The sequence below is a fragment of the Pseudomonas sp. C9D1 genome, assembly GCF_056491235.1.
Map to the genome: position 1 here is coordinate 1031892 of NZ_JBSZIE010000001.1, position 22457 is coordinate 1054348.

The 22457-nt window shown below is 68.0% G+C and carries 28 protein-coding genes and 1 pseudogene; 13 read left to right on the forward strand and 16 right to left on the reverse strand.

The genetic code is table 11. The annotated features are described in order from the left end of the window. Nucleotides 1–31: 31 nt before the first annotated feature. Together ACXI0U_RS04860 and ACXI0U_RS04865 are read right to left on the reverse strand one after the other, a co-directional pair. On the reverse strand, nt 32–208 hold the full coding sequence (locus ACXI0U_RS04860) for a hypothetical protein (RefSeq protein WP_021216917.1): 177 nt from the start codon (nt 206–208) through the stop codon (nt 32–34). A 100-nt stretch (nt 209–308) separates the two neighbouring features. Then, nucleotides 309–518 carry a cold-shock protein gene (locus tag ACXI0U_RS04865; protein WP_021216916.1) on the reverse strand — a complete coding sequence of 70 codons (210 nt, stop codon included), beginning with the start codon at nt 516–518 and terminating at the stop codon, nt 309–311. Nucleotides 519–815: 297 nt separating this feature from the next. Between ACXI0U_RS04865 and def the strand changes: the two genes are divergently transcribed. From def to ACXI0U_RS04880, 3 genes are all read left to right on the forward strand, one after another. Continuing rightward, complete coding sequence (def, locus tag ACXI0U_RS04870) at nt 816–1355, forward strand: peptide deformylase (RefSeq protein WP_043244388.1); 540 nt, start codon at nt 816–818, stop codon at nt 1353–1355. A gap of 104 nt (nt 1356–1459) precedes the next feature. After that, nucleotides 1460–3013 (forward strand): ComEC/Rec2 family competence protein, encoded by a 1554-nt coding sequence (locus ACXI0U_RS04875; protein ID WP_479549842.1) that lies wholly within the window; start codon nt 1460–1462, stop codon nt 3011–3013. 30 nt (nt 3014–3043) lie between these two features. Further along, on the forward strand, nt 3044–3229 hold the full coding sequence (locus ACXI0U_RS04880; protein WP_479550030.1) for a hypothetical protein: 186 nt from the start codon (nt 3044–3046) through the stop codon (nt 3227–3229). Nucleotides 3230–3244: 15 nt separating this feature from the next. Here the strand turns inward: ACXI0U_RS04880 and ACXI0U_RS04885 are convergent, their stop codons facing one another. The 3 genes from ACXI0U_RS04885 to ACXI0U_RS04895 form a co-directional block, all read right to left on the reverse strand. After that, nucleotides 3245–3583, reverse strand: a complete 339-nt coding sequence (locus ACXI0U_RS04885; RefSeq protein ID WP_021216912.1) for a DUF2025 family protein — start codon at nt 3581–3583, stop codon at nt 3245–3247. A 158-nt stretch (nt 3584–3741) separates the two neighbouring features. Beyond that, nucleotides 3742–4275, reverse strand: a complete 534-nt coding sequence (locus tag ACXI0U_RS04890; protein ID WP_374980200.1) for a hypothetical protein — start codon at nt 4273–4275, stop codon at nt 3742–3744. A 173-nt stretch (nt 4276–4448) separates the two neighbouring features. Then, nucleotides 4449–4580: a hypothetical protein gene (locus ACXI0U_RS04895; RefSeq protein ID WP_021216910.1), complete on the reverse strand. Its 132-nt coding sequence runs from the start codon at nt 4578–4580 to the stop codon at nt 4449–4451. A 296-nt stretch (nt 4581–4876) separates the two neighbouring features. Here ACXI0U_RS04895 and ACXI0U_RS04900 point away from each other — a divergent pair, with 296 nt between their 5' ends. The 3 genes from ACXI0U_RS04900 to ACXI0U_RS04910 all read left to right on the forward strand — a co-directional run bounded on the left by ACXI0U_RS04900 (nt 4877) and on the right by ACXI0U_RS04910 (nt 8175). Further along, nucleotides 4877–5680, forward strand: a complete 804-nt coding sequence (locus ACXI0U_RS04900; RefSeq protein WP_374980201.1) for a PP2C family protein-serine/threonine phosphatase — start codon at nt 4877–4879, stop codon at nt 5678–5680. Nucleotides 5681–5702: 22 nt separating this feature from the next. Next, nucleotides 5703–7259: a serine/threonine-protein kinase gene (locus ACXI0U_RS04905; protein ID WP_431483804.1), complete on the forward strand. Its 1557-nt coding sequence runs from the start codon at nt 5703–5705 to the stop codon at nt 7257–7259. Between the two features lie 61 nt (nt 7260–7320). Further along, nucleotides 7321–8175, forward strand: coding sequence for an FHA domain-containing protein (locus ACXI0U_RS04910; protein WP_431483805.1), 855 nt, complete (start codon nt 7321–7323; stop codon nt 8173–8175). Nucleotides 8176–8201: 26 nt separating this feature from the next. Here ACXI0U_RS04910 and ACXI0U_RS04915 read toward each other — a convergent pair whose 3' ends face one another. The 4 genes from ACXI0U_RS04915 to ACXI0U_RS04930 form a co-directional block, all read right to left on the reverse strand. Beyond that, a complete protein-coding gene (locus ACXI0U_RS04915) occupies nt 8202–8621 on the reverse strand; it encodes a DUF4019 domain-containing protein (RefSeq protein WP_052351362.1) in 420 nt (139 codons plus the stop codon). Next, entirely contained in the window at nt 8618–8914 is a 297-nt protein-coding gene (locus tag ACXI0U_RS04920; protein WP_431483806.1) for a hypothetical protein, read from the reverse strand. The genes ACXI0U_RS04915 and ACXI0U_RS04920 overlap by 4 nt, the downstream gene beginning before the upstream one ends. A gap of 19 nt (nt 8915–8933) precedes the next feature. Continuing rightward, nucleotides 8934–9179, reverse strand: a complete 246-nt coding sequence (locus tag ACXI0U_RS04925) for a hypothetical protein (protein WP_184490746.1) — start codon at nt 9177–9179, stop codon at nt 8934–8936. Nucleotides 9180–9300: 121 nt separating this feature from the next. Then, complete coding sequence (locus tag ACXI0U_RS04930; RefSeq protein ID WP_431483807.1) at nt 9301–9906, reverse strand: glutathione S-transferase; 606 nt, start codon at nt 9904–9906, stop codon at nt 9301–9303. A 127-nt stretch (nt 9907–10033) separates the two neighbouring features. Here ACXI0U_RS04930 and ACXI0U_RS04935 point away from each other — a divergent pair, with 127 nt between their 5' ends. Continuing rightward, a complete protein-coding gene (locus ACXI0U_RS04935) occupies nt 10034–10924 on the forward strand; it encodes a LysR substrate-binding domain-containing protein (RefSeq protein ID WP_431483808.1) in 891 nt (296 codons plus the stop codon). A 54-nt stretch (nt 10925–10978) separates the two neighbouring features. On the opposite strand, the gene ACXI0U_RS04940 is transcribed toward ACXI0U_RS04935, so the two are convergent. Together ACXI0U_RS04940 and ACXI0U_RS04945 are read right to left on the reverse strand one after the other, a co-directional pair. Continuing rightward, complete coding sequence (locus ACXI0U_RS04940; RefSeq protein ID WP_043244418.1) at nt 10979–11371, reverse strand: hypothetical protein; 393 nt, start codon at nt 11369–11371, stop codon at nt 10979–10981. 544 nt (nt 11372–11915) lie between these two features. Next, nucleotides 11916–13181, reverse strand: a complete 1266-nt coding sequence (locus tag ACXI0U_RS04945; RefSeq protein WP_265167901.1) for an OprD family porin — start codon at nt 13179–13181, stop codon at nt 11916–11918. Nucleotides 13182–13396: 215 nt separating this feature from the next. On the opposite strand from ACXI0U_RS04945, the gene ACXI0U_RS04950 reads away from it, so the two are divergent. Next, entirely contained in the window at nt 13397–14731 is a 1335-nt protein-coding gene (locus tag ACXI0U_RS04950; RefSeq protein WP_431483809.1) for a choice-of-anchor Q domain-containing protein, read from the forward strand. On the opposite strand, the gene ACXI0U_RS04955 is transcribed toward ACXI0U_RS04950, so the two are convergent. Further along, entirely contained in the window at nt 14710–15201 is a 492-nt protein-coding gene (locus ACXI0U_RS04955) for an Lrp/AsnC family transcriptional regulator (protein WP_021216894.1), read from the reverse strand. The two genes, ACXI0U_RS04950 and ACXI0U_RS04955, sit on opposite strands and share 22 nt — an antisense overlap. A 140-nt stretch (nt 15202–15341) precedes the next feature. On the opposite strand from ACXI0U_RS04955, the pseudogene ACXI0U_RS04960 reads away from it, so the two are divergent. After that, a pseudogene (locus tag ACXI0U_RS04960) lies at nt 15342–16592 on the forward strand (allantoate amidohydrolase); the annotation flags it as partial. A gap of 66 nt (nt 16593–16658) precedes the next feature. Beyond that, nucleotides 16659–17882: a diaminopropionate ammonia-lyase gene (locus ACXI0U_RS04965; RefSeq protein ID WP_479550031.1), complete on the forward strand. Its 1224-nt coding sequence runs from the start codon at nt 16659–16661 to the stop codon at nt 17880–17882. 47 nt (nt 17883–17929) lie between these two features. Here ACXI0U_RS04965 and ACXI0U_RS04970 read toward each other — a convergent pair whose 3' ends face one another. From ACXI0U_RS04970 to ACXI0U_RS04980, 3 genes are read right to left on the reverse strand one after another with little or no spacing between them, the layout of a single operon-like run. Further along, entirely contained in the window at nt 17930–18202 is a 273-nt protein-coding gene (locus ACXI0U_RS04970) for a Rho-binding antiterminator (RefSeq protein WP_271660378.1), read from the reverse strand. Next, entirely contained in the window at nt 18199–18465 is a 267-nt protein-coding gene (locus tag ACXI0U_RS04975) for a DUF2024 family protein (RefSeq protein ID WP_431483810.1), read from the reverse strand. Before ACXI0U_RS04975 ends, ACXI0U_RS04970 begins: the two co-directional genes overlap by 4 nt. Before the next feature lie 56 nt (nt 18466–18521). Continuing rightward, a complete protein-coding gene (locus ACXI0U_RS04980; protein WP_479549843.1) occupies nt 18522–18752 on the reverse strand; it encodes a thioredoxin family protein in 231 nt (76 codons plus the stop codon). A gap of 110 nt (nt 18753–18862) precedes the next feature. On the opposite strand from ACXI0U_RS04980, the gene ACXI0U_RS04985 reads away from it, so the two are divergent. The 3 genes from ACXI0U_RS04985 (at nt 18863) to ACXI0U_RS04995 (ending at nt 21136) form a co-directional block, all read left to right on the forward strand. Continuing rightward, nucleotides 18863–19426: a MarR family winged helix-turn-helix transcriptional regulator gene (locus tag ACXI0U_RS04985; RefSeq protein WP_043245904.1), complete on the forward strand. Its 564-nt coding sequence runs from the start codon at nt 18863–18865 to the stop codon at nt 19424–19426. A 63-nt stretch (nt 19427–19489) separates the two neighbouring features. After that, nucleotides 19490–19663 carry a hypothetical protein gene (locus tag ACXI0U_RS04990; protein ID WP_479549844.1) on the forward strand — a complete coding sequence of 58 codons (174 nt, stop codon included), beginning with the start codon at nt 19490–19492 and terminating at the stop codon, nt 19661–19663. A 123-nt stretch (nt 19664–19786) separates the two neighbouring features. Continuing rightward, nucleotides 19787–21136 carry a choice-of-anchor Q domain-containing protein gene (locus ACXI0U_RS04995; RefSeq protein WP_479549845.1) on the forward strand — a complete coding sequence of 450 codons (1350 nt, stop codon included), beginning with the start codon at nt 19787–19789 and terminating at the stop codon, nt 21134–21136. 413 nt (nt 21137–21549) lie between these two features. Here ACXI0U_RS04995 and ACXI0U_RS05000 read toward each other — a convergent pair whose 3' ends face one another. Further along, nucleotides 21550–22443 (reverse strand): aminoglycoside phosphotransferase family protein, encoded by an 894-nt coding sequence (locus ACXI0U_RS05000; protein WP_479549846.1) that lies wholly within the window; start codon nt 22441–22443, stop codon nt 21550–21552. Between the last annotated feature and the right edge of the window lie 14 nt (nt 22444–22457).

Genomic DNA, 22457 nt, shown 5'->3' on the forward strand with positions numbered 1-22457 from the left:
TCATCTCACTCGCCAGGGGGCGCGGAGGGCGTTACTTGCCGATGCGGATGTGGCGGCTGGGAGCGGCCTGGCCACTGACACCCTTGGCGATCTTCTGGATTTCGCCACCGGACTTCAGGAAGGCGGAAACCTGCTCGGCGATCGATTCGCTGGTTTCGACGGCGGGCGGAGGCTTGGGCTTGCTGCTGTGGGAGTTCTTGATGCGCATTGGGGGCTCCTTATCAGGACAGTGCCGCAGGGCTCGGCGGTGGAATAAATACCCTGAAAAAAAAACCGGCCCGAAGGCCGGTTTCTTTGTACGGCAGTGATTAGATCACTTGTACTTCGTCGGCTTGCATGCCTTTCTGGCCCTGCACAGCGATGAAGGAAACCTTTTGGCCTTCCTTCAGGCTTTTGAAGCCGGCGCTCTGGATGGAGCGGTAGTGAACGAACAGGTCCGGGCCGTTATCGGTGGTGATGAAGCCGAAGCCTTTTTCATCGTTGAACCACTTGACGGTGCCAGTTTGACGATCAGCCATTTTGAAACTCCTTGAACAAAGTTGACACGGCGTTGGAACTTTCCAGGCCGGACTGAGCGCAAAGAGTGGATAAATCGAAGGCTTGAAACCGTGGATCGATTTACGGTGACACATGCAGCACAGTGCGCAACACCATACCCGTCCGCGCGGGGATTGCCTATCGTTTTATTCGCATCGGCGAAAAAGGCTCCTTCCGTCTGTCGCTCCGCTTTCCCGCCGCGCTTCGCGGATGCCTTGCAACGCCGCGTGGTTACAGGCTTCATCCACTTTTGCCCTGACCTCGTCGAGCGCTCACCGATGATCCGAGAAATCCTCAAGATGGGGGACCCGCGCCTGTTGCGCGTGGCGCCTCCGGTCCCCGCCGAACTCTTCGGCAGCGATGAACTGCAACGCCTGATCGACGACATGTTCGAGACCATGCACCACGTCGGCGGGGTGGGCCTGGCCGCGCCGCAGATCGGTGTCGACCTGCAGCTGGTGATCTTCGGATTCGAGCGCAGCGAGCGCTACCCCGATGCGCCGGCGGTGCCGCCGACCATCCTCATCAACCCGGTGATCACGCCCCTGGGCGAGGAACTGGAGGAGGGTTGGGAGGGCTGCCTGTCGGTTCCCGGCCTGCGCGGCGCGGTGAACCGCTACCGGGCCATCCGCTACCAGGGCGTCGACCCGCAGGGCAATGTCATCGACCGCCGCGTCGAAGGCTTCCATGCGCGGGTGGTGCAGCACGAATGCGACCACCTGATCGGCCGCCTCTATCCGTCGCGCATCACCGACTTCGCCAAGTTCGGTTTCACCGAGGTGCTGTTCCCCGGGCTCGATCCCGCCGCCGACGACTGACCGCGCCGCCCGACCTTGGTCGGGAAGCGCCGCTGCGCCCGGCAACCCGGCGTGACCTCTTCTATGCTCCTGCGCGCCCGACCATGCGCAAAAGGAGCCTGAGCATGACCACCACCGCTGCCGTGCTTGCCGTCGACCTGGCCAACGTCTACGACGCCCCCAAGGGCGGCAAGCTGCTCTACACCCTGGCCTGGGGTGACTTCGTCGATGTGCTGGAGGTCACCGACACCCACCTGCGCATCGCCACCCACACCTACCAGGAGCGTTCCGACGGCAGCATCCTGCCGGTGGCCACGGAGGCCTGGCTGGTGCCGCCGAAATCCGCGCGACGGGCGAACGGTGGTCGCCTCAAGCCGGCCGACCTGGTGCTGCCGCGCGCGGAAAACCGCGTACTCAAGGTCAACTTCGTCGACGTGCAGCAGGGTGATGGCGCGGTGGTCGAGAGCCCCGGCGGCAAGGTGATGCTGGTGGATGGCGGCGACAACCAGATGTTCGCCCGTTACCTGGCGGCGCGTTATCGCGGCACCTCCGATGATGCGCCGCGGCCGATCGATTGCATCCTGGTGACCCACGGCGATGCCGATCACTTCTCCGGCCTGACCCAGATCCAGCGTTCCGAAACCAACGCCGAGCCGCGCAAGCGGCTGTTCATCGAGCCCCGGCGCATCTACCACAACGGCCTGGTGAAGCGTTCGAAGAGCGGGCGCAAGGAAACCGAACTACTCGGCCCGACCCTGGACGCCGACGGCCTCAAGCTGCTCACCCCGCTGCTGGACAGCCCATTGCAGGTGCCGGCGGAGGAGATGAACACCGACTTCCGCGCCTGGCGCAAGGCGCTGGAGGCCTGGCAGGCGCGGGCCGAGCGGCTGGGGCGTGCTCCCATCGAGTTCCGCCGGTTGTCCCAGGGGCAGCACGATGCCTTCGACTTCCTCCGTGACGAGGGGCTGGACGTGCAGGTGCTCGGCCCCCTGCTCAGCGAGGCCGGCGGCGCCAGTGGCCTGCCCTTTCTCGGCAGCCCGCCCTCCGGCCCGCGTATCGGCCACGAGTCGCTGGACATCGGCGCCGAGGGCTTCGCCGGCTATTCCGCGTCCCACACCATCAACGGCCACTCCATCGTCTTCCGCCTGCGCTACGGCGGCTTCAGCTACCTGTTCTGCGGCGACCTCAATGACGAGGCCGGGCGTACCCTGGCGCGGCAGCACGACAAGGGCGAGATCAGCCTGCGCGCCGAACTATTCAAGGTGCCCCACCACGGCTCGGCGGATTTCTCCGGCGGCTTCTTCAAGCGCGTCGAGCCCATCGTCAACATCGTCTCCAGCGGCGACGACCCGATGAACGAATACATCCACCCCCGCGCCACCCTGATGGGCGCCCTGGGGCGCTACTCGCGGGTGGACGAGCCGCTGGTGTTCGTCACCGAGCTGGTGGCCTTCTTCCGCCTGGAGGGCTGGGCGCACCTCAGCGACAAGGAAAAGGCGGAGAAGCGCGGCGACTTCTATGCCTTCAGCCGCAGCGCCTATGGCCTGGTCAAGACCCGCACCGACGGCAAGCGCCTGCTGGTCTACACCGACAGCGGCAAGGCTGAGCTCAAGGAGGCCTATTGCTACGAGCTGGACGCCGAGGGCGTGCCCCGGCCGGCGGTGGTGATCAAGGTCTAGGCCGGGATCTGGGGGGAGGGCGGCACCGCGCTGCTGGTGGGCACCGATGTGCACCGCATCGTCGACCAGACGGCGTTGCTGCTGGAGGATGCCGAGCTGCACGAGCGCATGAGCCGGCCCTTCACCCCCTATGGCGATGGCCACGCCAGCGAACGCATCGCCGCGCGGCTCTGTGCCTGGCTGGAACAGCGACGGGCGGAAAAGCGCTGCGCCTGAGCCGGGACGGGGGCTTCAGGCCTCCAGAGTGGTGGGCTTGAGGCAGCGCTCGGCGGTGATTTCCGGCAGGTCCTTGCGGCGCATGTACACGCGCAGCGGCTCGGTGACATTGAGGCGGTCGTCGATGTTCTGCTCCAGCAGCAGCTGGATCAGCTCGCGCTTGAGGGTCATGGTGCGGTCGCCGTGGGGCTGCCAGACGAATTCGCAGGCCGGCATGATGCTGTCGTTGTCCACGTCCATGCCGAAGGAGTCTTCGCTGAAACGCACGATGTGGTGCCCGGTCTTGGTGTTGAAGCCGACGAAGCCGGCCAGCTGATCGGCGGCGGCGCAGATGCCGCTGGAGGTGATGCTCATGGGTAAACCTCGCTGGAGGGTCCTTGGACCCGGGTCTGGTCTACACGCGCAGGCGAAGCGATGGCCCGGTCTGGCGCCGGGCTCGGCGAGGGATTGTGCAGCAGGAAAGGCCAGGCGGGAGGACGGCGTATTGCCGCAGGCTGCCGTCCGGCCGGGGCTCATTCTTCCGGCGACGCTGCGGGCGGCGGCGGGGCAACCAGGGCATTGACCACCGCCAGGGCTTTCTCGAAGGAGGGGTAGCCGCTCTTGGCGACATCCAGGTTGGCGTAGTCGGCACGGTACAGCTCGGCCTTCAGCGGGTCGGCCTCGGTGATCAGGAAGGGCTCGGCGTAGATCTTGTAAAGCAGCGCCGTGGCATGGGGGTGGTGCTTCGCCGCCGCCTGTTCCAGCAGGCCCAGCACCTCGTCCACCTGCGGGCCTTCGTGGATCTTCAGCACCGCCTGGTAGAAGGGCACCTCGCCGCGCCGGTCTTCGGCCTCTGCACGGCTGAGCAGGGCCGAGGCCAGCTCGAAGCTGTCCGGCTCGCCGGAGGCGACCAGGATCTTCGCCTGCAGCATGTCGTTCTGGTACAGCAGGCGCTCTTCGCGGCACTGCTCGCCGGACATCGGCTCATCACAGGACTGGGAAGCGCAGCCGGCCAGCAGCGGCAGGCCCAGCGCGAGCATCCATGCGTTGACACGTTGGTAGACCATCGATCGTCCTCGGACCCCGGAGAATAGGTGCTTCGACCCCCGCCGCCGCGCTGGGTTCGCCGCCATGCGAAAGCGCCCGGCACCGGAGTTCCGGTACCGAGCGCTGATAGAAGTTGATCCACTGGATGGCGGCCCTGTTGGTTCAGCCCGCCGTCCCCCTGTCCGCTGGCTGCCTAAGGCAACGCCGCATGGCTGCCCAGGAGGCCGTCACCATGCTTCTTGTCGCGTTTGGCCATGCGCTTCTCATGGGCGCTCTTCAGCGGCTTCTTCTTGCTTTCCTTCTTCGCATTCATGCCTTTGCTCATGTCGCTTCTCCGTCAGGTGGTCGGGGTGACGCATCCGTGCAATGGAACGCTCTTGATCACCCGCACCTCCTTCGGCTGCCCGAGCCGGCCATTTGCTGCTACACCCAGAAAGCATAGTCGGGAAGTGGCGCTCTGCAGGCCGCGACAAAGCCTCGACTGTTTAACACTTGGGCATGGAAAGCCGCGACAGCGCCCGCCCGGGGTCGCATCATGCCGGGTTGCGGTGGCGGGCCGGGGGCGAGCCTCTCGGAACCGCGCCGGATGACTTCACGCGGCGGCAGTACGGACGGAACAGCATGGGAATGACGCCTGGCCAGGAACCCCTGGGCTATGCGGCGCAATCGGTCGCAGGTCGGGTTCGCGATCACAACGAAGATGCACTGCTGTGCAGGCCGGCGCTCGGCCTCTGGGCGGTCGCCGACGGCATGGGCGGCCACAGCTGCGGCGAGGTGGCCAGCGCCATCGCCCTGGAAACCCTGGAGCGCGAACTGGCCGCCGGCCTGCCCCTGGAAGTGGCCGTGCACGGCGCCAACCGTGCCGTGCTGGAGGCCGCCGCCGGCCTCGACGACGAACGCCGGGGCATGGGCACCACCCTGGTGGCCGTGCGCTTCCAGGGCAGCGACTTCGAGCTGGCCTGGGTCGGTGACAGCCGCGCCTACCGCATCGATGCCGCCGGCATCCACCAGATCAGCCGCGACCACAGCTGGGTCCAGGCCCTGGTGGATGCCGGCCAGATGACGCCGGCGGAGGCCCGTGTCGACGCCCGCCGCAACGTCATCACCCAATGCCTGGGGCGTGACGACCAAGAGCTGGAAGTGGGCCTGCTCAACGGCAGCCTGCAGCCCGGCGAATTGCTGCTGCTGTGCAGCGACGGCCTCAGCGGCGAGCTGGAGGACGGGGAGATCCACGCCCAGTGCAACAAGGCCCGGACGCTGGACGGCATGGTCGATCAGCTGATCGTGCTAGCCAATAGCCATGGCGGCAGGGACAATATCACCTGCATCGTGCTGGGCCTGCCCGCGCAGGAGCAGGAAGCGCCGCCGGAACCCCCGCCGCGCTCCTTCCTCAGCCGCTTGTTCAACCCCCGAAAACAACGATGAATCCGACGCGCATCGACTCCCTATGAATGACAGCTTGCTAGAAATACCCGGCTACAGCGTGCACGGCCGGTTGGGCAAGGGCGGCATGGCCGAGGTCTACCTCGCGACCCAGGAGTCGCTGCATCGCCAGGTGGCGGTCAAGGTGCTGCAGCGCCTCGACGACGAATCCTTCAGCAAGCGCTTCGTCAAGGAAGCGCACCTGGTCGCTTCCCTGCATCACCCCTCCATCATCACCATCCACGACATCGGCCAGCTCGCCGACGGGCGCTACTACATCGCCATGGAATTCGTCGCTGGTGGCGACCTGGCCCAGTACCGTGGCGAGCGCTTCGAGCCGCAGCGGGCGCTGGACATCGTCCGGCAGATCGCCGCCGCGCTGGTGGTGGTGCACGACAAGGGCATGGTCCACCGCGACATCAAGCCGGCCAACATCCTCTTCCGCGAGGACGGCACCGCGGTGCTCAGCGACTTCGGCATCGCCAAGGAGCTGGAGCTCGACAGCGAGCTGACCCAATACAACGTCGCCGTCGGCAGCCCCGCCTACAGCAGCCCCGAGCAGGCCCAGTGCCAGCCGCTGGATGCGCGCAGCGACATCTACAGCCTGGGCGTGATCCTTCTGGAGATGCTCACCGGCGCCAACCCCTATCGTGGCTCCAGCTACACCCAGACGGTGATGAACCACGTGCAGCTCGAACTGCCGCGCCTGGTCGGTGCCCTGGAGCCTTATCAGTTCCTCCTCGACCGCATGCTGGCCAAGGACCCCGAAGAGCGCTTCGTCGACTGCCGCGTGCTGCTGGCCAGCCTGGCCGAGCTCAACGAGGGCGAGATGGACCACACGCGCCTGACCCCGACGCACAAGCCCGATACCCGTGAGCGTGCCACGCGCCCGCGCAAGGCCGCAGCGACCACGCCGCAGGCTGCCGCGCAACCCGCGCCGCGCCGTGGCCTGCCGGTGTGGGGCTGGGCGCTGCTGGGGGTGATCCTGCTCGCGGTCGGCAGCGGCTTCGGCTACCACCTGCTGCAACAGAAGAAGATCGACGACCTGCTGGCCCAGGGCGAACTGCGCCTGGGCGCCGGCAGCCTGGTGGAGCCGGCCGGTGACAGCGCCGAGCACTACTTCAACCAGGTGCTGGCCCTGGATGCCGGTAACGCCGCCGCCACCGCCGGCCTGGCCCGTGTGCTGCAAGCGCGGGTCGACGGCCTGGTGGCCCTGGGTGACCAGCGCCTGGCCGAAGACCGTCTGCTACAGCCCGAGGGCGACAGCGCGGTGGCCTACTACCAGCAGGCGCTGGCCCTGCAGCCCGAGAACTCGCGCGCCTTCGCGGGCCTCGAGCAGGTGGCGCGGCGCTTCGCCCTGCTGGCCGAGGACGCCTACGGCCACCGTGAATTCACCCTGGCCCAGGAATACATCAAGGGCGGCCTTGCGGTGGCGCCGGAAGACCCGCAGCTGTTGCAGCTGCAGGCCGACCACGACAAGCGCGTGCGCAAGGCCCAGGTGGTACGCAACGCCAGCCAGGCGCGGCAGCAGCAACAGACCGCCAACCCGGTCAAGCGTTTATGGAATCGCATCTTCGACTGATGCGCGTTAACAGGTCAGCTGGGCGATCGGCTTGGCGCAACCAGGATCAAGGATTTCGGACATGCTCAGGATTCACTTCGCAGACAATCGCCAGGAGCCGGTCTGGCTGGTGGACGAACGCTTCACCATCGGCCAGGACGCGCGCAACAACCTGGTACTGAACGAGGTCGAGGTCAGCCCCTTCCACGCGGAAATCCGCCAGGACCACGGCCTCTACTACCTCACCGACTGCGGCACCCGCAGCGGCACCTTCGTCAACGGCGAGCGCATCGGCGCGCGCTACCAGCTGCGCTCCGACGACCGCGTGCGCATCGGCACCCTGGAACTGCTGCTGGTAGACCCGGCCAAGGTCAAGCCCAAGGCCGCACCCACCGCGCGCTGGTTCCTGCAGGTGATCAAGGGCGAGCACGAAGGGCAGAAGTATCACGTCACCGGTTCCATGACCTTTGGCCGTTCGGTGAAGTGCGAGCTGTGCTTCAGCGACCTGGAGCTGTCCCGCCGCCATGCCGAGTTCTTCCTCAAGGACGACGTGCTGGAGATCAAGGACCTGGCCTCGGCCAACGGCGTGTTCGTCAACCAGCAGAAGGTCGGCACCGCCGTGCTGGCGCCGGGCGACCAGGTGCGCATGGCCTCGGTCACCCTGCTGGTGATCGGGCCCAAGGTGGAGGTGCGCCAGGCTGCCGACGAAGACGCCACCCAGTTCGTCCGTGTGATCGACCTGCCCAAGCCCGTTGCCACACCGCGCCCGGCCAGCCAGCCGGCGGTGGCCAACCCGCTGCACGCCGCTGCACCCGCCGCCGAGGCCCCGGCCGCGACGGCCAGTGATGACGAGCGCACCGGGCGCCTGGTGCTGATCGGCGGCATCGTCCTGGCCGTGCTCGGCGCTGCCGCCGTGGCTGCCAAGTTCCTGCTGTAAGGCCCGCTGGCCGGCCTGCGCGACCTTCAGTCGACGTAGTAGCCGGCCACCCGCCAGGTGCCGTCGGTGTCACGCATCGGCGTCACCGTCTCCACCGCATCACTGTGGTGCTCGAAATTGCTGCGGTATTCCAGGATCACGTACTCGCCGTCCGGCAGGCCCGGCAACTGGGTCGCGTACTTGGCCGACTGCAGGATGCGGGCGCGCACCGGGCCCAGCGGCGAGCGCAGGTCCACCGCCAGGTTGATCCAGTCGTAACGCGTCACCGAGTGACGGAACAGGCTCGCCGCCTGCTGCCAGCTGCTCAGGTAATCCTCCCGGTCGGCGATCACCAGCCAGGCGCGCGCGGCGGCCTTGGCCTGCTCGATCTTCTGCGCTTCCGAGGCCTGGGCCAGGGTGCAGGCCAGCAGGCCGAAGGCCAACAGGGCGCTGCGTAACATCTTCATCCTTCTCTCCTTGAGCCGGCGGCTTGCCCGCCGATGCGATACACCTGGTGCAGCACGATGCGCAGCGCCAGGCGGCTTTGTGCGTCGTCCCGGGGCAGGTCGAAGCGGGGTAGCCAGGCACGCCGCGAGCGGATGTCCGCCCAGTGCCGGCCGTTACGAATGCGGAAATGGCAGAACGGCTGCTGCCCCAGGTAGAAGCTGCCGGGGCGCGGCTCGCTGATGCGCGGCCAGTTCCTGATCTCTCCCAGCAGTTGACCGAGGTCCGCCAGGCCATGTTCCGGTTTTCGCGCCATGGGGCCTCCGGGCCGGGGCTCAGAAGACATAGCGCGCGGGACTGCCAAGCAGTGTCCGTGCCAGCGGGCCGGGTTGGGGCAACTCCAGGCTCAACGGCAGCACGGGGGCGGGGCTTTGCGTCGTGGTGGTGGGCAGATACAGGTCCTGGGCGTGGCCCTTGTCGAGGCGGGCCAGGGCCTGCCAATCGGCGGCGGCCAAGGTGCCGGTAAGCGCTGCCAGGCCGGCGATGGCCAGCAGCAGGTCGAAAGCGCGGGTGAGGGTCATGGCGACTGTCCCTGTCGGAATGGTGGTCGCCTGCACGAACGGCAGGCCGCCGGAGCTGCCAATCCTAGGCCGCCACGGCGGGGGAATATTGCCTGCTTTGTCGGGGAACTGTGAAGCTTTGTTAAGTCATGGGAGTAGCGACGAAGGCCGGCAGGCGCTCGGCGCGTTCGGCGAAGTTCGCCAGCAATGGGTAGCCCGCGGGCTCCAGTTCCTCGGCGATTACCAGGCGCGCGAAGCCCCAGGCCACCGCCAGGCTGATGCCGTCCTGGCCCATCTCGCGGCCTTCCGCCAGGGGGCGCCGGGCCAGCTCTGCCTCCAGTTCGCGGCAGGCCGCGTGCAGCTGGTAGCGCACCCGCTCCAGCCAGGGCGCGTGCTGCTTCTCCTGGGGGCGCAGTTCCTTCTCGTAGACGATCTGCACCGCCTTCTCGCACAGCGCCAGGGCCAGGCCTACCACGCGCAGGGCCTGGGCGCGCGGCGCCGCTGCGGCGGGCAGCAGGCTGCGGCCGGCGAGGGTTTCCAGGTAGTCGAGGATCAGGCCCGAGTCCATCAGCACGGTGCCGTCGTCGAGCACCAGGGTGGGCGCCTTCACCACCGGGTTGATCGCCTTGAAGGCATCGAGGTGGCGAAACACCGAAACCGCCTCGTGCTCGAAGGGGATGTCCAACAGGTGCAGGCTGATGGCGACCCGGCGGACATAGGGTGAATCCAGCATGCCGATCAGTTTCATTAACAGGTTCCTTGGCGGGTGGCGGGGAGTCCAGTGGCCGTTGGGACGGGCCAGGAGCTGAAAAATAGCCGCTCGCAGGCGCCGCGAATATCGATAGTTTCTGCTGTTTCCTGTTAGTTTCGCTTACATGAAAAACCTGCCTCCCCTGGCCTCGTTGCGCAGCTTCGAGGCGGTGGCGCGCCTGGGCAGCATCACCCGGGCCGCCGCCGAACTGCACGTCACCCACTCGGCCATCAGCCAGCAGATCAAGCAGCTGGAGCAGTTGCTGGGCCTGGTGCTCTTCGTTCGCGAAGGGCGCGGGCTGCGCCTCAACGAGGACGGCCGCCTCTATGCCCTGCAGATCCGCCGGGCGCTGGAGGACATCGGCGAAGCCACCCGCCTGGTGCGTGATCGCCCCGAGCGCGAGGCGCTGACCATCGCGGTGATGCCATCATTCGGCGCCCAGTGGCTGCTGCCGCGCCTGCCGCGTTTCCAGGCGCGCCACCCGCTCTACCGCATCCACCTGCAGGCCAGCCTCGGGTTGCAGGACCTGCGCCAGTCGGGCATCGACCTGGCTATCCGCATGGGCCAGGGCAACTGGGAGGGGCTGGAGCGACGCCGGCTCTTCGATGACGAACTGCTGCTGGTGGCCTCGCCGCGCTTCAACGGCGGCGACCTGCCACAGACGCCCCAGCAAGCCCTGCACTTGCCGCTGATCCGCACCGCCGAACCCTGGCTGCGCTGGTGCCAGGCCGCCGGGGTGGAGGAGCCGCCAGCCGACCTGGGCCTGTGGATAAACGATTCCAACCTGGTGCTGGAAGCCCTGCGCCTGTGCCAGGGCATCGCCCTCGAACGGCGCAGCCTGGTGCAGGGCGCGCTGGCCCGTGGCGAACTGGTGCAGCTCACCGGCATCAGCGTGCCCTACGCCTTTCCTTATTGGCTGGTGTGGCAACCGGGCGAAGGCGTGGGCCAGAAGCACGAGGATTTCGGCACCTGGCTGGACGAGGAGGCGGCGCTCTATCGCGCGTCCATCGAATGATCGGCGTGCAATAAAAAGGGAGCCCTGGGGCTCCCTTTTGCGTAGCGCGGGGCGTCAGTCCGCCAGGCGCTGGTCGCGGCGCAGCTGCAGCAGGTCACCCTTGGTGCACTGCTGCGGCTGGGTGGAGGTCAGGTCGTAGCAACGCTGACCGAAGCCCATGGGCCAGTAAATGATGGCGAAGGGCGGCCAGAAGATCGACGCCACGCGGAAGCGCGCGCGCAGCTTGCCCTGCTGAACCAGCGTGCCGTGGCTGTCGGTCAGCTTGTAGGGGATGCCGCCGGCGGAGCTCCAGAAGAACGGGCGGGTGGTGACCATGCCCTGGCTGAACTGCTGGGGACGCTCGTAGACGGAAACCTTGGTGTCTTCCGGGAGCTTGAAATAGGTACGGGTGGAGCAACCCCCCGCGACCAGGGCCACCGCGACGATGGCGGCCGTGCGCTTGAACATCTTCACATCCATTCCTTTATGGGTACGACTTCATCCAGGGCGGCCAGGCCGCCGGGCGCGCATGTTGCCCATCTTTCGCTGATGGCGCCAGGCCATTAGTCGGTTGCGCCGCCGATCGGCCGCTTTTTTGTGCGTCGGTCGAGGTTGAAGCGGGGAGCCGCAAGCCCCGCTGCGCCGACCTCCGCGCTTTTGTGTGAGCGGATTCATCCGCGATGCTTTCAAGGGACATGCATCGGGTGGAGCGTAGGGGGGGCGTAGGGTGGCGCGTAGGGTGGTGCGTAGGGTGGGCTTCAGCCCACCGCTTATCGGAGCATCAGCCTATTGCCGGAGCATCCCCCTGCACCCATGCCGGGTTGCACCCGACCTACGAAAGCGAAGCTCCGCCGGCCCGGTGGGAGCGGTTTCAACCGCGAAGAGCTGATCGCCAATGAATTCGCTCCCACTGGAAGAGGGTGGTGCAGGTAGCACACTTGCCTGGCGCTCCCACCTCCACAAAAAAGCCCCGGCGCTTTCACGCCGGGGCTTCTTGTTCACGAGGGCTCGATCAGAAGATGTTGACCGGGTACTCGACGAATACGCGGACTTCGTTGCCGTCGTCGACGTAGGTGCTGATGTTGTTGGAGGCACGCAGCATGGAGCCGCGCAGCTTCATCTTCAGGTCCTTGGCCGGGCCTTCCTGGACCACGTACTGCACCTGGTTGAAGATTTCGCGCTCTTGGCCGCGGCCGCCCTGGCCGGCGTCGATGTTGTCGCCGCGCACGTAGGCCACGCGGTAGCTCAGGCCGGGTACGCCGTATTCGGCGAAGTCCAGGCCGTAGGCAACCTGCCAGGAGTTCTCGTCCTTGCCGTTGAAGTCGGACCAGTAGGAGTTGGCCAGCCAGATGGTGGTGCCGCCGTCGCCGATGTAGTCGCCGCTCTGGTAGCCGCCGTACAGGTAGCCGATGTCACCGCTGCTGCGCTGGTGCGCCAGGGTGAAGGAGTGGCCGCCCAGGGCGTAGGTGGCTGCCAGGCTCCAGATGCGGTTGTCGCGCGCGTCGCTGGCGGCGAACTCCTTGTCCAGGCGGGTCTTGTAGCCGTTGAAGTCCAGGGTCACGGACTGGTCGTCGGCCACCGGGATGATGTAGTTCAGGTTCAGGTACTGCTTCTTCAGCACGTCCTTCACGTCGGAGGCGTAGAGCGAGGTGCTGAACTGGTCGTTGAACTTGTAGCTGCCGCCGTACACGTCGATGCGCTTCAGGCCGCCGCTGTCGCGGGCCTCGGCGCTCTTCTGGGCTTCGGCGTTGAAGCGGCCGACGTTCAGTTCCAGGCCTTCGATCTCCTTCGAGGTGATCAGGGTGCCGGTGTAGCTTTCCGGCAGCAGGCGGGAGTCGTCGTAGCTCAGTACCGGCAGGGCGGGCATCTGGTCGCCGACCTTGATCACGGTGTTGGAGATGCGGGCCTTGATGGCGGCGCCGGCACGGGCGATGTCGTCCTGGGCGTGGCCGCTGTCACCGGGCTTGAAGAAGTCGATGCCGGCAGCGCCGACGCGGCCTTTGCCACCGTCCAGGCGCAGGGCGTACAGGCCGAAGGCGTCGACGCCGAAGCCTACGGTGCCTTGGGTGAAGCCGGAGCTGAAGTTACCGATGAAGCCTTGGCCCCACTCCATGCGGTCGGACTTGGTGTGCTTGTAGTCACGGTTCATGTAGGCGTTGCGCAGCAGCACGTTCAGGCTGCTGTCTTCGACGAAGCCCTTGGATTGCGCCTGCTCATTGGCGAAGGCGGGGGCAGAGGCAGCGATGCAGAGGGCGATCAGGCTCAGGTTTTTTTTCATTGTAGGTACTGCTCGGTTTTCGAAAGGCGGCGATTCTGAACAAGTCGCACGGTGGGTTCAAGACCGTCTAGGAGCCGGGTGGCGTGCACGTGACGACCTGTCGTCGGCGCGTCGCACCAGCAGGGGGGATAACCGCAGCGTCGCGCGGTCCATTCCAGGTCGGCCCAGGGAAGGGCGGCTCCGCACGATTCCAGCCCCTGAAGAAGGACTCCTCCATGGCGACCGATCCGTCCACCCGCACCGCGTTCCTCTCCCTGCTCCTTGGCCTCGCTTCCCCGGCGGCCCTGGCCGAAGACATTCGCGTCAGCAAGACCGGCGACAGCGACGACGGCGTCTGCAACGCCGATTGCTCCCTGCGCGAGGCCATCGCCTACGCCGCCGCGCAACCCGGCAGCCACCGCATCCAGCTGGCGGAAGGGCGCTACGTGCTCGACGCCATTGATGCGGCCCGGGGCACTGCCGACGAGGGGCTGGTGGTCAGCGGCGAGCTGACCCTTATCGGCGCCGGCACCGGCAGCACCATGATCGACGGCGGCAGCAACGGCCGCCTGTTCAGCGTCACCGAGGGCGCGCGCCTGCACCTGGAGCAACTGAGCCTGCGCAACGGCCGCAGCGCCAGCCGGGGCGGCGCGCTGCTCAACCAGGGCGAAACGACCCTGGAGCACGTCGAGTTGCGCGACAACCACGTCTACGCCATCGACTCCGGCCCCGACCATGGCTGGGGCGGCGCCATCGCCAACTACGGCTGGCTGGACATCCGCTCCTCGCGGCTCATCGACAACCAGGCCTTCTCCGAAACCACCGATGAAGTCCGGGGCGGCGGCCTCTACAACGCCGGCCAGCTGCGCATGCGCAACTCAACCCTGGAGCACAACAGCAGCTCCAACGGCGTCGACAACGGCTTTGGCGGTGGCCTCTACAACCAGGGCTACGCCGACATCGCCCGCAGCGCCCTGGTGCGCAACAGCCAGGGCGAAGGCGGGCTTGGCGCGGCCATCCTCAATACCGGGGTGCTGCGCCTGGTCAACAGCACCCTCAGCGCCAACCAGACCTATTTCGGCCGCGGCGTGCTGGTCAACGGCCGGCCTCAGGGCCAGGGCGGGGAGGGCGCCCAGGCGCTGCTGGGCAACGTCACTGTCGCCAACAACGGCAACTACGGGTTGATGAACTTCGCCTCGATGGCGGTGCGCAACAGCCTGGTGGCCGGTAACCGCTACATCAACGACGACAGCGAGGTGTTCGTACGCAACTGCCTCAACCAGGGCAGCTACTTCAACGTGCGCGGGCTGATGCTGGGCAGCGACGGCCACGGCTGCAGTGCCGACCTGCCGCTGGACGACGCGCGCACCTTCACCGAGGTGCTCGAGGCGCTGAGCGCCGCACCCGGGGCGCCGGCCCTGCACCCGCTGCGCCCGGGCAGCCCGGCCATCGACGCCGGGGTCGGCACCTGCACCGCCAGCGACCAGCGCAAGCTCCCGCGGCCCCAGGACGGCAATGGCGACGGCGTCGCCGGCTGCGACCTGGGCGCCTACGAGCGCGCGGCGCCCTGAGGCGCGTCGAACCCAGTGGGTATCTCCAGCCCCACCTTGACGTTGCTCATGGAGACCAGGGTCTTGAAGCGCCGTACGTTGTTGCTCTCGAAGAACAGGCTGCGGGTCAGCTCGGTGTACTGCTCCATGGTGCGCACCGCCAGGATCAGCACGAAATCCCACTCGCCGGCGGTGTAGTAGCACTGCTGCACCTGGGGGCAGCGGGCGAAGCTGCGCTTCATCGCATCGAGCAGGTCGATGCGCTCGCTCTCGACCTCCACCTGCACCACCAGGGTCAGCGGGTGGCCCAGTTGCTCCGGCTCCACCAGCGCCACCTGGCGGCGCACGATGCCCTCGTCGCGGTAGCGCTTCAGGCGTCGGTTCACCGCCGCGGCGGAGAGGTTCACCCGCTCGCCCAGCTCGCTTTGCGGCAGCGTCGCATCGCGCTGGATTTCCGCGAGCAGGCGGTGGTCATAGTCATCGAGGGTCATGTTGCAATTCCCTAGTCAGGAAGCGCCGGCAGGTGAAATGAAATTCCACTTGAGCGGCTGATAACGCAAAAGAACGGCGGCGAGTGGGAAATATTATTTCACCACCTCGGTATTTCCCACCCAACCCGGAGCACCCACACATGGCAGCACACCGCGAAGCCCCCTTGCCCCGCCTCGATGGCGAGCGGCTCCTGGCACAACTGGCCGAACTGGGGGAGGTGGGCGCGGACGACAGCGGCGGCCGTACCCGCATCGCCCTCAGCGACACGGAAAAGGCCGGCCGTGACCGGGTGGTGGGCTGGATGCGCGAGCTGGAGCTGGAGGTGCGCATCGATCGCATCGGCAATATCTTCGGCACCCTGCCGGGCGGTGCGGCGGGGACGCCGACATTGATGATCGGCTCGCACATCGACAGCGTCGCCAACGCCGGTGCCCTCGACGGCTGCTACGGCGTGCTTGCCGGGCTGGCGGTGGCGCGGGCCTTCCGCGAAGCGGGAATCGAGCCGGTGCGGCCGATCACCGTGGCCGCCTTCACCAACGAGGAAGGCGTGCGCTACCAGCCGGACATGCTCGGCTCCCTGGTCTACGCCGGCGGCCTGCCCGTGGAGCAGGCGCTGGACATCACCGGCAGCGACGGCAGCCGCCTGGGCGACGAACTGCGCCGCATCGGCTATGCCGGCGACATGGAGCCCGGCGCCATCCCCGTGCACGAGTACCTGGAGCTGCACATCGAGCAGGGCCCGGTGCTGGAGGCGGAAGACCTCGAGATCGGCGTGGTGGAAAACCTCCAGGGCATTTCCTGGCAGCAGGTCACGGTGCGCGGCCACGCCAACCACGCCGGCACCACACCGACCCGCCTGCGCTACGACGCCGGGCTGGTGGCCGCCACCGTCGTCCAGCAGCTGCGGCTGATCGCCGACGAGGCCGGCACCACCCTGGCCACGGTCGGCTGCATGCGCTTCGAGCCCAACCTGATCAACGTCATCCCACGGCTGGCCAGCTTCAGCGTCGACCTGCGCGACCCCGACGAGCAGCGCCTGCAGAGCGTGGAGCGGCGCCTGCAGGGCTACCTCACCACCCTCGCCGAGCACCGTGGCGTGCAGATCGACAGCCAGCTCCTGGCCCGCACCCAACCGGTGGTGTTCGACCCGCAGCTGGTCTCGGCGATCGAGGCCGCCGTGCAGCGCCAGGGGCTCAGCTACCGGCGCATGACCTCCGGCGCCGGGCACGACGCGCAGATGATCGCGCGCATCGCCCCGGCGGCGATGATCTTCGTGCCCAGCCGTGGCGGTGTCAGCCATAACCCCCGCGAGTTCACCGAGGACGGGCAATTGCTGGCCGGCGCGCAGGTGCTGCTGGACGTGGTGATCGACCGCCTCGGCGCTGCCCGCCAGGCCCAGCGTCACCCGGCCCGGAGCCCCGGCCCCGAGCTGCCGGACCCGCAGCAGGTCGCGCCACTGGAACTCCTGCTCAACCGCCGCGCGGTGCATGGCGGCTACCCCACCGACCTGCGCGCGCTGATGAACATCAACCAGGCCAGCCAGGACCGCGCCTGGCTCGCCAACTGGTCCGAACTGAGCCCCCGCGCCACGCCGCTGTGGAGCCTGCCCGACCTGGCCGCACGCCTGGGCATCGCGCGGTTGTGCATCAAGGACGAATCCCTGCGCTCGCCGCTCGCCAGCTTCAAGGCCCTGGGCGCACCCATCGCCCTGGTGCGCCTGATCCTGCGGCGTTTCCCCGCCCAGGACTTCGACGCCGCCAGCCTTCTGGCCGGCGAGCACCGTTCGCGTCTGGCCGGCTTCACCGTGGTCAGCGCCACCGACGGCAACCATGGTCGCGCCCTGGCCGCCGCCGCCCGCAGCATCGGCTGCGACTGCGTGATCGTGCTCCACGCCAACGTCAGCGAGGAGCGCGAGCGCGCCATCGCCGCCTACGGCGCACAGGTGCGGCGCATCACCGGCAACTACGACGATTCGGTGGAAGAGGCCGCCTCCCTGGCGCTGGCCTATGGCTGGCAGGTGGTGGCCGACACCTCCTGGGAGGGCTACGAGGAGATCCCCCGCGATGTGATGCAGGGCTACGGCATCATCGCCGAGGAAGTGATCGAAACCGCCGGCGTCGACGCCTACACCCACATCATCCTGCAGGGCGGCGTCGGCGGCCTGGCGGCGGGCATCGCCAGCTACTACTGGGAGCGCTGCGGCGCCACCCGGCCGACCCTGCTGGTGGTAGAACCGAGCCAGGCCGACTGCCTCTACCAGAGCGCCCTCGCGGGAGCGCCGGCACGGGCCACGGGCTCGGTGGATTCGGTGATGGCCGGGCTCGCCTGCGGCGCCACCTCGCCGCTGGCCTGGCGCTTCCTGGAGGGCAGCATCGACGCCTTCCTCAAGGTCGAGGACGCCGACGCGGTCACCGCCATGGGCGTGCTCGCCACCGGCAGCGCACGGGACATCCCGGTGATCGCCGGCGAGTCCGGCGCTGCTGGTCTCGCCGGGCTGCTGCGCCTGCTGGCCGAACCCGAGCGCGCTGCCGAACTGGGCCTGGACGCCAACGCCCGGGTGCTGCTGATCAACACCGAAGGCGCCACCGCCCCCTCGGTCTACGAGGAACTGGTGGGCGAACCCGTCGCCTCGGTGCTGGCCCGCCAGCGCGACTGGGCGGCGGCCAACCTGGGGCGTTGAGGAGGCTGTCGGGTTGCACCCGACCTACTGGGAGATGCGGCCTTGCATCAGGGAATCGAACAGGCCGCACCAGCCAGCAGCACCCGGCCGAAACGGGCGCCGGGGTCCAGCGGGGTGATCGCCAGCAGCCGGTCGAGACGCACCTCGCGCTGGTCGTCGAAACGGAGGAATTCCTCCTTGCTGGCGGCGGTGCGAGTGGTCAGGGCGCGGGCTTCGAAGGGCTCGCCATCGCTCAGCTCCACCCGCAGCCGGTAGCCGTGCAGGCAGGCGATCTCCAGGTAGTCGTGGAGATCGCAGTGCAGCGGTCGGTAGGTGTTCACGATGCCGCCTCGAAGCCTTGCAGCGGGATGATGAAGTAGCCGTCCCGCGCCATGGCCGCGGCCACCGGCTCCGGGGCCGACTCGCTGTGGCAGTACAGGCACTGGCTCTGGGCGATATCGGCGTCGGCCAGGCCGAGGCTGCCGAGCCAGTCGCGGGCGAAGCGTTCGGCGCGGTGTTGCTCGGCCGAGTCGATGAGCACGTCGAAGTGCAGGTAGCGCCCGTCGCGGGTGCGCACGTGGGTGTCGAATACCTTGATTTGCATGGTGGCTTGCTCCTGGGTGAAGCGGGTCGCGATGGCGGCCGCGACCCGCCGGCGGATTACTTGAGGTCGGCGATGGCGGCGCCGAAGTTCAGGTGCAGCACCTGGCCGTCCACCACCAGGGCGGGAACCGATTTCACGCCGGCGCCCTCCGCCTCGGCGACGCGGGCCGGCACATCGCCGAGGTGGACGATCTCGACCTTTACCTTCGGGTCGAGCAGGCCGATGAGGGTGCGTTCGGCTTCGACGCAGACGGGGCAACCAGCGTGGTAGTAGCGAGCTTGGGTCATGGCGTTTCTCCGGTAGTTGGTATCGGATCGATACCGTTAGAGAGCAAGGCTACGACCAATGAGGTTTTGTCGATATAGTTTTTATTCGATACTATCTATCGACGAAATCAATGGAGGGAAATGCCGTGCTGTTCGACCTGCTGGAACGCCTCTCCAGCCTCACCCGCGTCTGGTTCCGCCAGCACCCGCTGCTGGCCGAGCTGCAGCCCATCCAGTTCAGCGCCTTGCTCTACCTGGCCCGTTGCAACCGCTATTCCGACACGCCCCTGGCGGTGACCGACTACCTGGGGCTGACCAAGGGCACCGTGTCCCAGTCGCTCAAGGCCCTCGAAGCCAAGGGGCTGCTGGTCAAGCGGCCGGACCAGCAGGACCGCCGCAGCGTGCACCTGGAGCTGACCGCACCGGCCCGCGAGCTGCTGGGGGCGGTGCTGCCGCCGGACTTCCTCGCCGCCGCCACGGCGCGCATGGGCCCCGCCGCCGGGGACCTGGAAGCGCTGCTGGGCGACCTGCTGCGCAACGTGCAGCGCAGCGTCGACGTGCCCTCGTTCGGCCTGTGCCGCACCTGCCGCTTCCACCGCACGGTGGACGGCCTGCCCTTCTGCGGGCTGACCGAGGAGCCCCTGGCCGCCGGCGACGAGGCGCTGATCTGCCGCGAGCACCAGGAGCCCGCCTAGCGGCGCGGTTGGACCCCGGGCGCAGCGGCGGACTCCACCCTCCGTGAGCCCGAGGAGAGCGCCATGAACCCCACGCCCATCGAGGCCGGCCGTCGCCCGGCCCGCCGCCCACCCGAAACCCTGCCCGACGGTGGCAGCGCCCGCGACCCGGAGCCCGATCCCTTCCTCAAGGACCCGGAGCGACCAGTGGGCGAAATCCACCGGAACCAAGGTCGAAAACGCCCGGTCCATCACTAGCCGCGTAACGAGGCGTTGCGCGGCTGGAGCGGAAGCCGCGTCGTGTCCGCGCCCCAAGGAATCGACAGGGCAGGGCCGCCGTGCGTCCCGTGGACGCCCTGTCCTCGACACGCAGGACAGCTCATGCACAAGCCGCTCATCTCCCCCCTCGCCACTGCCACCCTCGTCGCCCTGGTACTGGGCAGCCAGGCCGCCCACGCCGCCGACTTCATCGTCAACCAGACCGAAGACAGCTACGACGGCGTCTGCGATGCCCACTGCTCGCTGCGCGACGCCATCTCCGCCGCCAACGCCGCACCGGGCCCGGACCGTATCGTCCTGCAGGCGCAGACCTACCGCCTGAGCCTGCCGGCCGGCCGCGACGAGGAGGGCGACGTCGTCGACGAAGACGACAACCTCAATGGCGACCTCGACATCCACGACGCCCTGGAAATCATCGGCCAGGGCCCGGCCGCCACCGTGATCAACGGCACCCCCCAGGCCAACGACCGCCTGCTGGAAGTGTTCGACGGCGCCCGCGTGGTGCTGGAGCGCCTGCGCCTCACCGGCGGCCACAGCTCCACCTACGGCGGCGCCCTGGAGAACCATGGCGAGGTGGTGTTGCGCCAGGTGGAGGTGAGCCGCAACAGCTCTACCGGTGCCTTCAGCCCCGGCAATGGCGGCGGCATCGCCAACGACGGGCGCCTGGCCGTGCACCGCTCGGTCATCGCCAACAACCGCGCCGGGGCCGGAGAGGGCCACTTCGGCCTGGGTGGCGGCATCTACAACACCGGCGAGTTGCTGTTGCGCGACAGCAGCGTGCAGGGCAACTCCGCCAGCGACGACGATGACGCCGGCTACGGCGGCGGCCTCTACAACCGTGGCACGGCCGACGTGGCGCGGACCACCTTCAGCGGCAACGGGTCCAGTTTCGGCTCGGCCATCGGCAACGACGGCAAGCTGACCCTCGCCAACTCGACCCTCAGCGGCAACACCCAGTACTACCGGGCCCAGGCCACCCTGAACAACGGCCAGCCCTGGATCAGCGCAAGCCCGGAGGCGCTGCTGGTCAACGTCACCATCGCCAACAACAGCGGTGGCTACGGGTTGATCAACACGGGCTCGGTGACCCTGCGCAACAGCATCATCGCCGGCAACCTCGACGAGGGCCTGGAGACGCCGATGAACTGCGACAACCAGGGCGCCCAGGCGCAATACAGGGCCATCGGCCTGTTGCTGGGAACCGGGCCCGGCAACTGCACCGGCGACCTGTACGTGGAACAGACCGACGTCTTCACCAAGGTGCTCTACCCCCTGGCGGACAACAACGGCCTGACCCAGACCCACGCCCTGCGCCCGCGCAGCCCGGCGGTGGACGCCGGCATCGGCAGCTGCACCGCCCACGACCAGCGCGGCTCCAAGCGCCCCCGTGACGGCGATGGCGACGGCGTAGCCCGCTGCGACCTGGGTTCGTACGAGCGGCCGAAACCGTAGGTTGGCGAAGCGTGCCGGTGCGTGGATGACGCTCTTTTCATCCACCAGGCGGAGCGGGTGATGGCGCTGGACCGAAGCCCGGGCCGCGCTGCGCCTTTCGCGAATGAATTCGCTCCTACAGCCCTCGATGCACCGAACACACCGGATGCACCGTCCCTGTAGGGGCGACTTCAGTCGCCAAGCAGCCGCAGGGCTGCTCATCTCCGACGCAGGGGCTCGCCTGAAGCACCGTGCTACAGCGCACGGTGCATGCCGGGGTGTAGGGTGGATGACGCTCTTCTCATCCACCAGGCGGAGCGGGTGATGGCGCTGGACCGACGCCTGGGCCGCGGTGCACTTTTCGCGAATGAATTCGCTCCTACAGCCCTCGATGCACCGAACACGCCGGATGCACCGTCCCTGTAGGGGCGACTTCAGTCGCCAAGCAGCCCGTAGGGCTGCCCATCTCCGGCACAGAAACGCGACTGCGTCGCCAGCGCCTCCAGCGCCATGGCCCCCACCGCCAGGTCGATATCGGCATTCGGGTCATCGTCGTCGAGGAACCAGGCGGCGGAGAGGCCGCACCAGGCCACCAGCCATTGCAGCAGGCGCTGGCGTTCCAGGCCGGATTCGCGGCAGACGATGGCCAGGCGCCGCTGGAAGCGGGCCGGGTCGGTGCCCACCGGGCGGCTGGGGTCGCAGAGGTCGGGGTTGGCGAAGATCACCGCATAGTCCAGCGCGCGGTCGCCCACCAGGCCCTTGGGGTCGATGGCCAGCCAGCCGCGCGGGCCGAAGTCGAGGAGGTTGCCGTGGTGCAGGTCGCCGTGCAGCAGCCGCTGTTCGCGAGGCGCGCCCAGCAGCTGGCGGGCCAGGGCATCGGCTTCGACGAGGAAGCCGCCGTGGCGGCGTGCGGCAGGTGCCAGGTCGGCGAACCAGCTGTGCAGGTCCTTCAGCCCTTTGGGCCGGGGGCCGTCGTAGGCGTGGAGGCGGGCCAGGGCGCGGCAGAGCAGGGCGGTGGCCAGGTCGTCGTCACCGTCCTGGGCCATGGCGATCAACGGGTCGCCGCCGCGCTCCAGCAGCAGGCCATCGCCGTCGATCTCCAGCACCCTCGCCGAGCCTGCACCCTTCCAGGCCTGCATCACCTGGGCGCCGAGGCGTTCGTCCTCGTTCTGGCTGACCTTGAGCATCGCGGCCTGGCCATCCTGGCGCACCGGTAGCAGCGCGCCGCTGGGGGTGAGCAGCGCCTCGCCGTCCGGCGTCAGCCGCCAGCGTTGCAGGTAGGGGGCGAAAAGGGCTTCGGCCTCGGCGAGGGAGGGGGCGGGGGGCATGGCGTGGTCTCGTG

Bases quoted from the DNA above. Each gene is read 5' to 3' on its own strand.
- ACXI0U_RS04860 (WP_021216917.1), bottom strand. From the start codon at position 208: ATGCGCATCAAGAACTCCCACAGCAGCAAGCCCAAGCCTCCGCCCGCC.
- ACXI0U_RS04865 (WP_021216916.1), bottom strand. From the start codon at position 518: ATGGCTGATCGTCAAACTGGCACCGTCAAGTGGTTCAACGATGAAAAA.
- def (WP_043244388.1), top strand. From the start codon at position 816: ATGATCCGAGAAATCCTCAAGATGGGGGACCCGCGCCTGTTGCGCGTG.
- ACXI0U_RS04875 (WP_479549842.1), top strand. From the start codon at position 1,460: ATGACCACCACCGCTGCCGTGCTTGCCGTCGACCTGGCCAACGTCTAC.
- ACXI0U_RS04885 (WP_021216912.1), bottom strand. From the start codon at position 3,583: ATGAGCATCACCTCCAGCGGCATCTGCGCCGCCGCCGATCAGCTGGCC.
- ACXI0U_RS04890 (WP_374980200.1), bottom strand. From the start codon at position 4,275: ATGGTCTACCAACGTGTCAACGCATGGATGCTCGCGCTGGGCCTGCCG.
- ACXI0U_RS04895 (WP_021216910.1), bottom strand. From the start codon at position 4,580: ATGAGCAAAGGCATGAATGCGAAGAAGGAAAGCAAGAAGAAGCCGCTG.
- ACXI0U_RS04900 (WP_374980201.1), top strand. From the start codon at position 4,877: ATGGGAATGACGCCTGGCCAGGAACCCCTGGGCTATGCGGCGCAATCG.
- ACXI0U_RS04905 (WP_431483804.1), top strand. From the start codon at position 5,703: ATGAATGACAGCTTGCTAGAAATACCCGGCTACAGCGTGCACGGCCGG.
- ACXI0U_RS04910 (WP_431483805.1), top strand. From the start codon at position 7,321: ATGCTCAGGATTCACTTCGCAGACAATCGCCAGGAGCCGGTCTGGCTG.
- ACXI0U_RS04915 (WP_052351362.1), bottom strand. From the start codon at position 8,621: ATGAAGATGTTACGCAGCGCCCTGTTGGCCTTCGGCCTGCTGGCCTGC.
- ACXI0U_RS04920 (WP_431483806.1), bottom strand. From the start codon at position 8,914: ATGGCGCGAAAACCGGAACATGGCCTGGCGGACCTCGGTCAACTGCTG.
- ACXI0U_RS04925 (WP_184490746.1), bottom strand. From the start codon at position 9,179: ATGACCCTCACCCGCGCTTTCGACCTGCTGCTGGCCATCGCCGGCCTG.
- ACXI0U_RS04930 (WP_431483807.1), bottom strand. From the start codon at position 9,906: ATGAAACTGATCGGCATGCTGGATTCACCCTATGTCCGCCGGGTCGCC.
- ACXI0U_RS04935 (WP_431483808.1), top strand. From the start codon at position 10,034: ATGAAAAACCTGCCTCCCCTGGCCTCGTTGCGCAGCTTCGAGGCGGTG.
- ACXI0U_RS04940 (WP_043244418.1), bottom strand. From the start codon at position 11,371: ATGTTCAAGCGCACGGCCGCCATCGTCGCGGTGGCCCTGGTCGCGGGG.
- ACXI0U_RS04945 (WP_265167901.1), bottom strand. From the start codon at position 13,181: ATGAAAAAAAACCTGAGCCTGATCGCCCTCTGCATCGCTGCCTCTGCC.
- ACXI0U_RS04950 (WP_431483809.1), top strand. From the start codon at position 13,397: ATGGCGACCGATCCGTCCACCCGCACCGCGTTCCTCTCCCTGCTCCTT.
- ACXI0U_RS04955 (WP_021216894.1), bottom strand. From the start codon at position 15,201: ATGACCCTCGATGACTATGACCACCGCCTGCTCGCGGAAATCCAGCGC.
- ACXI0U_RS04975 (WP_431483810.1), bottom strand. From the start codon at position 18,465: ATGCAAATCAAGGTATTCGACACCCACGTGCGCACCCGCGACGGGCGC.
- ACXI0U_RS04980 (WP_479549843.1), bottom strand. From the start codon at position 18,752: ATGACCCAAGCTCGCTACTACCACGCTGGTTGCCCCGTCTGCGTCGAA.
- ACXI0U_RS04985 (WP_043245904.1), top strand. From the start codon at position 18,863: ATGGAGGGAAATGCCGTGCTGTTCGACCTGCTGGAACGCCTCTCCAGC.
- ACXI0U_RS04990 (WP_479549844.1), top strand. From the start codon at position 19,490: ATGAACCCCACGCCCATCGAGGCCGGCCGTCGCCCGGCCCGCCGCCCA.
- ACXI0U_RS04995 (WP_479549845.1), top strand. From the start codon at position 19,787: ATGCACAAGCCGCTCATCTCCCCCCTCGCCACTGCCACCCTCGTCGCC.
- ACXI0U_RS05000 (WP_479549846.1), bottom strand. From the start codon at position 22,443: ATGCCCCCCGCCCCCTCCCTCGCCGAGGCCGAAGCCCTTTTCGCCCCC.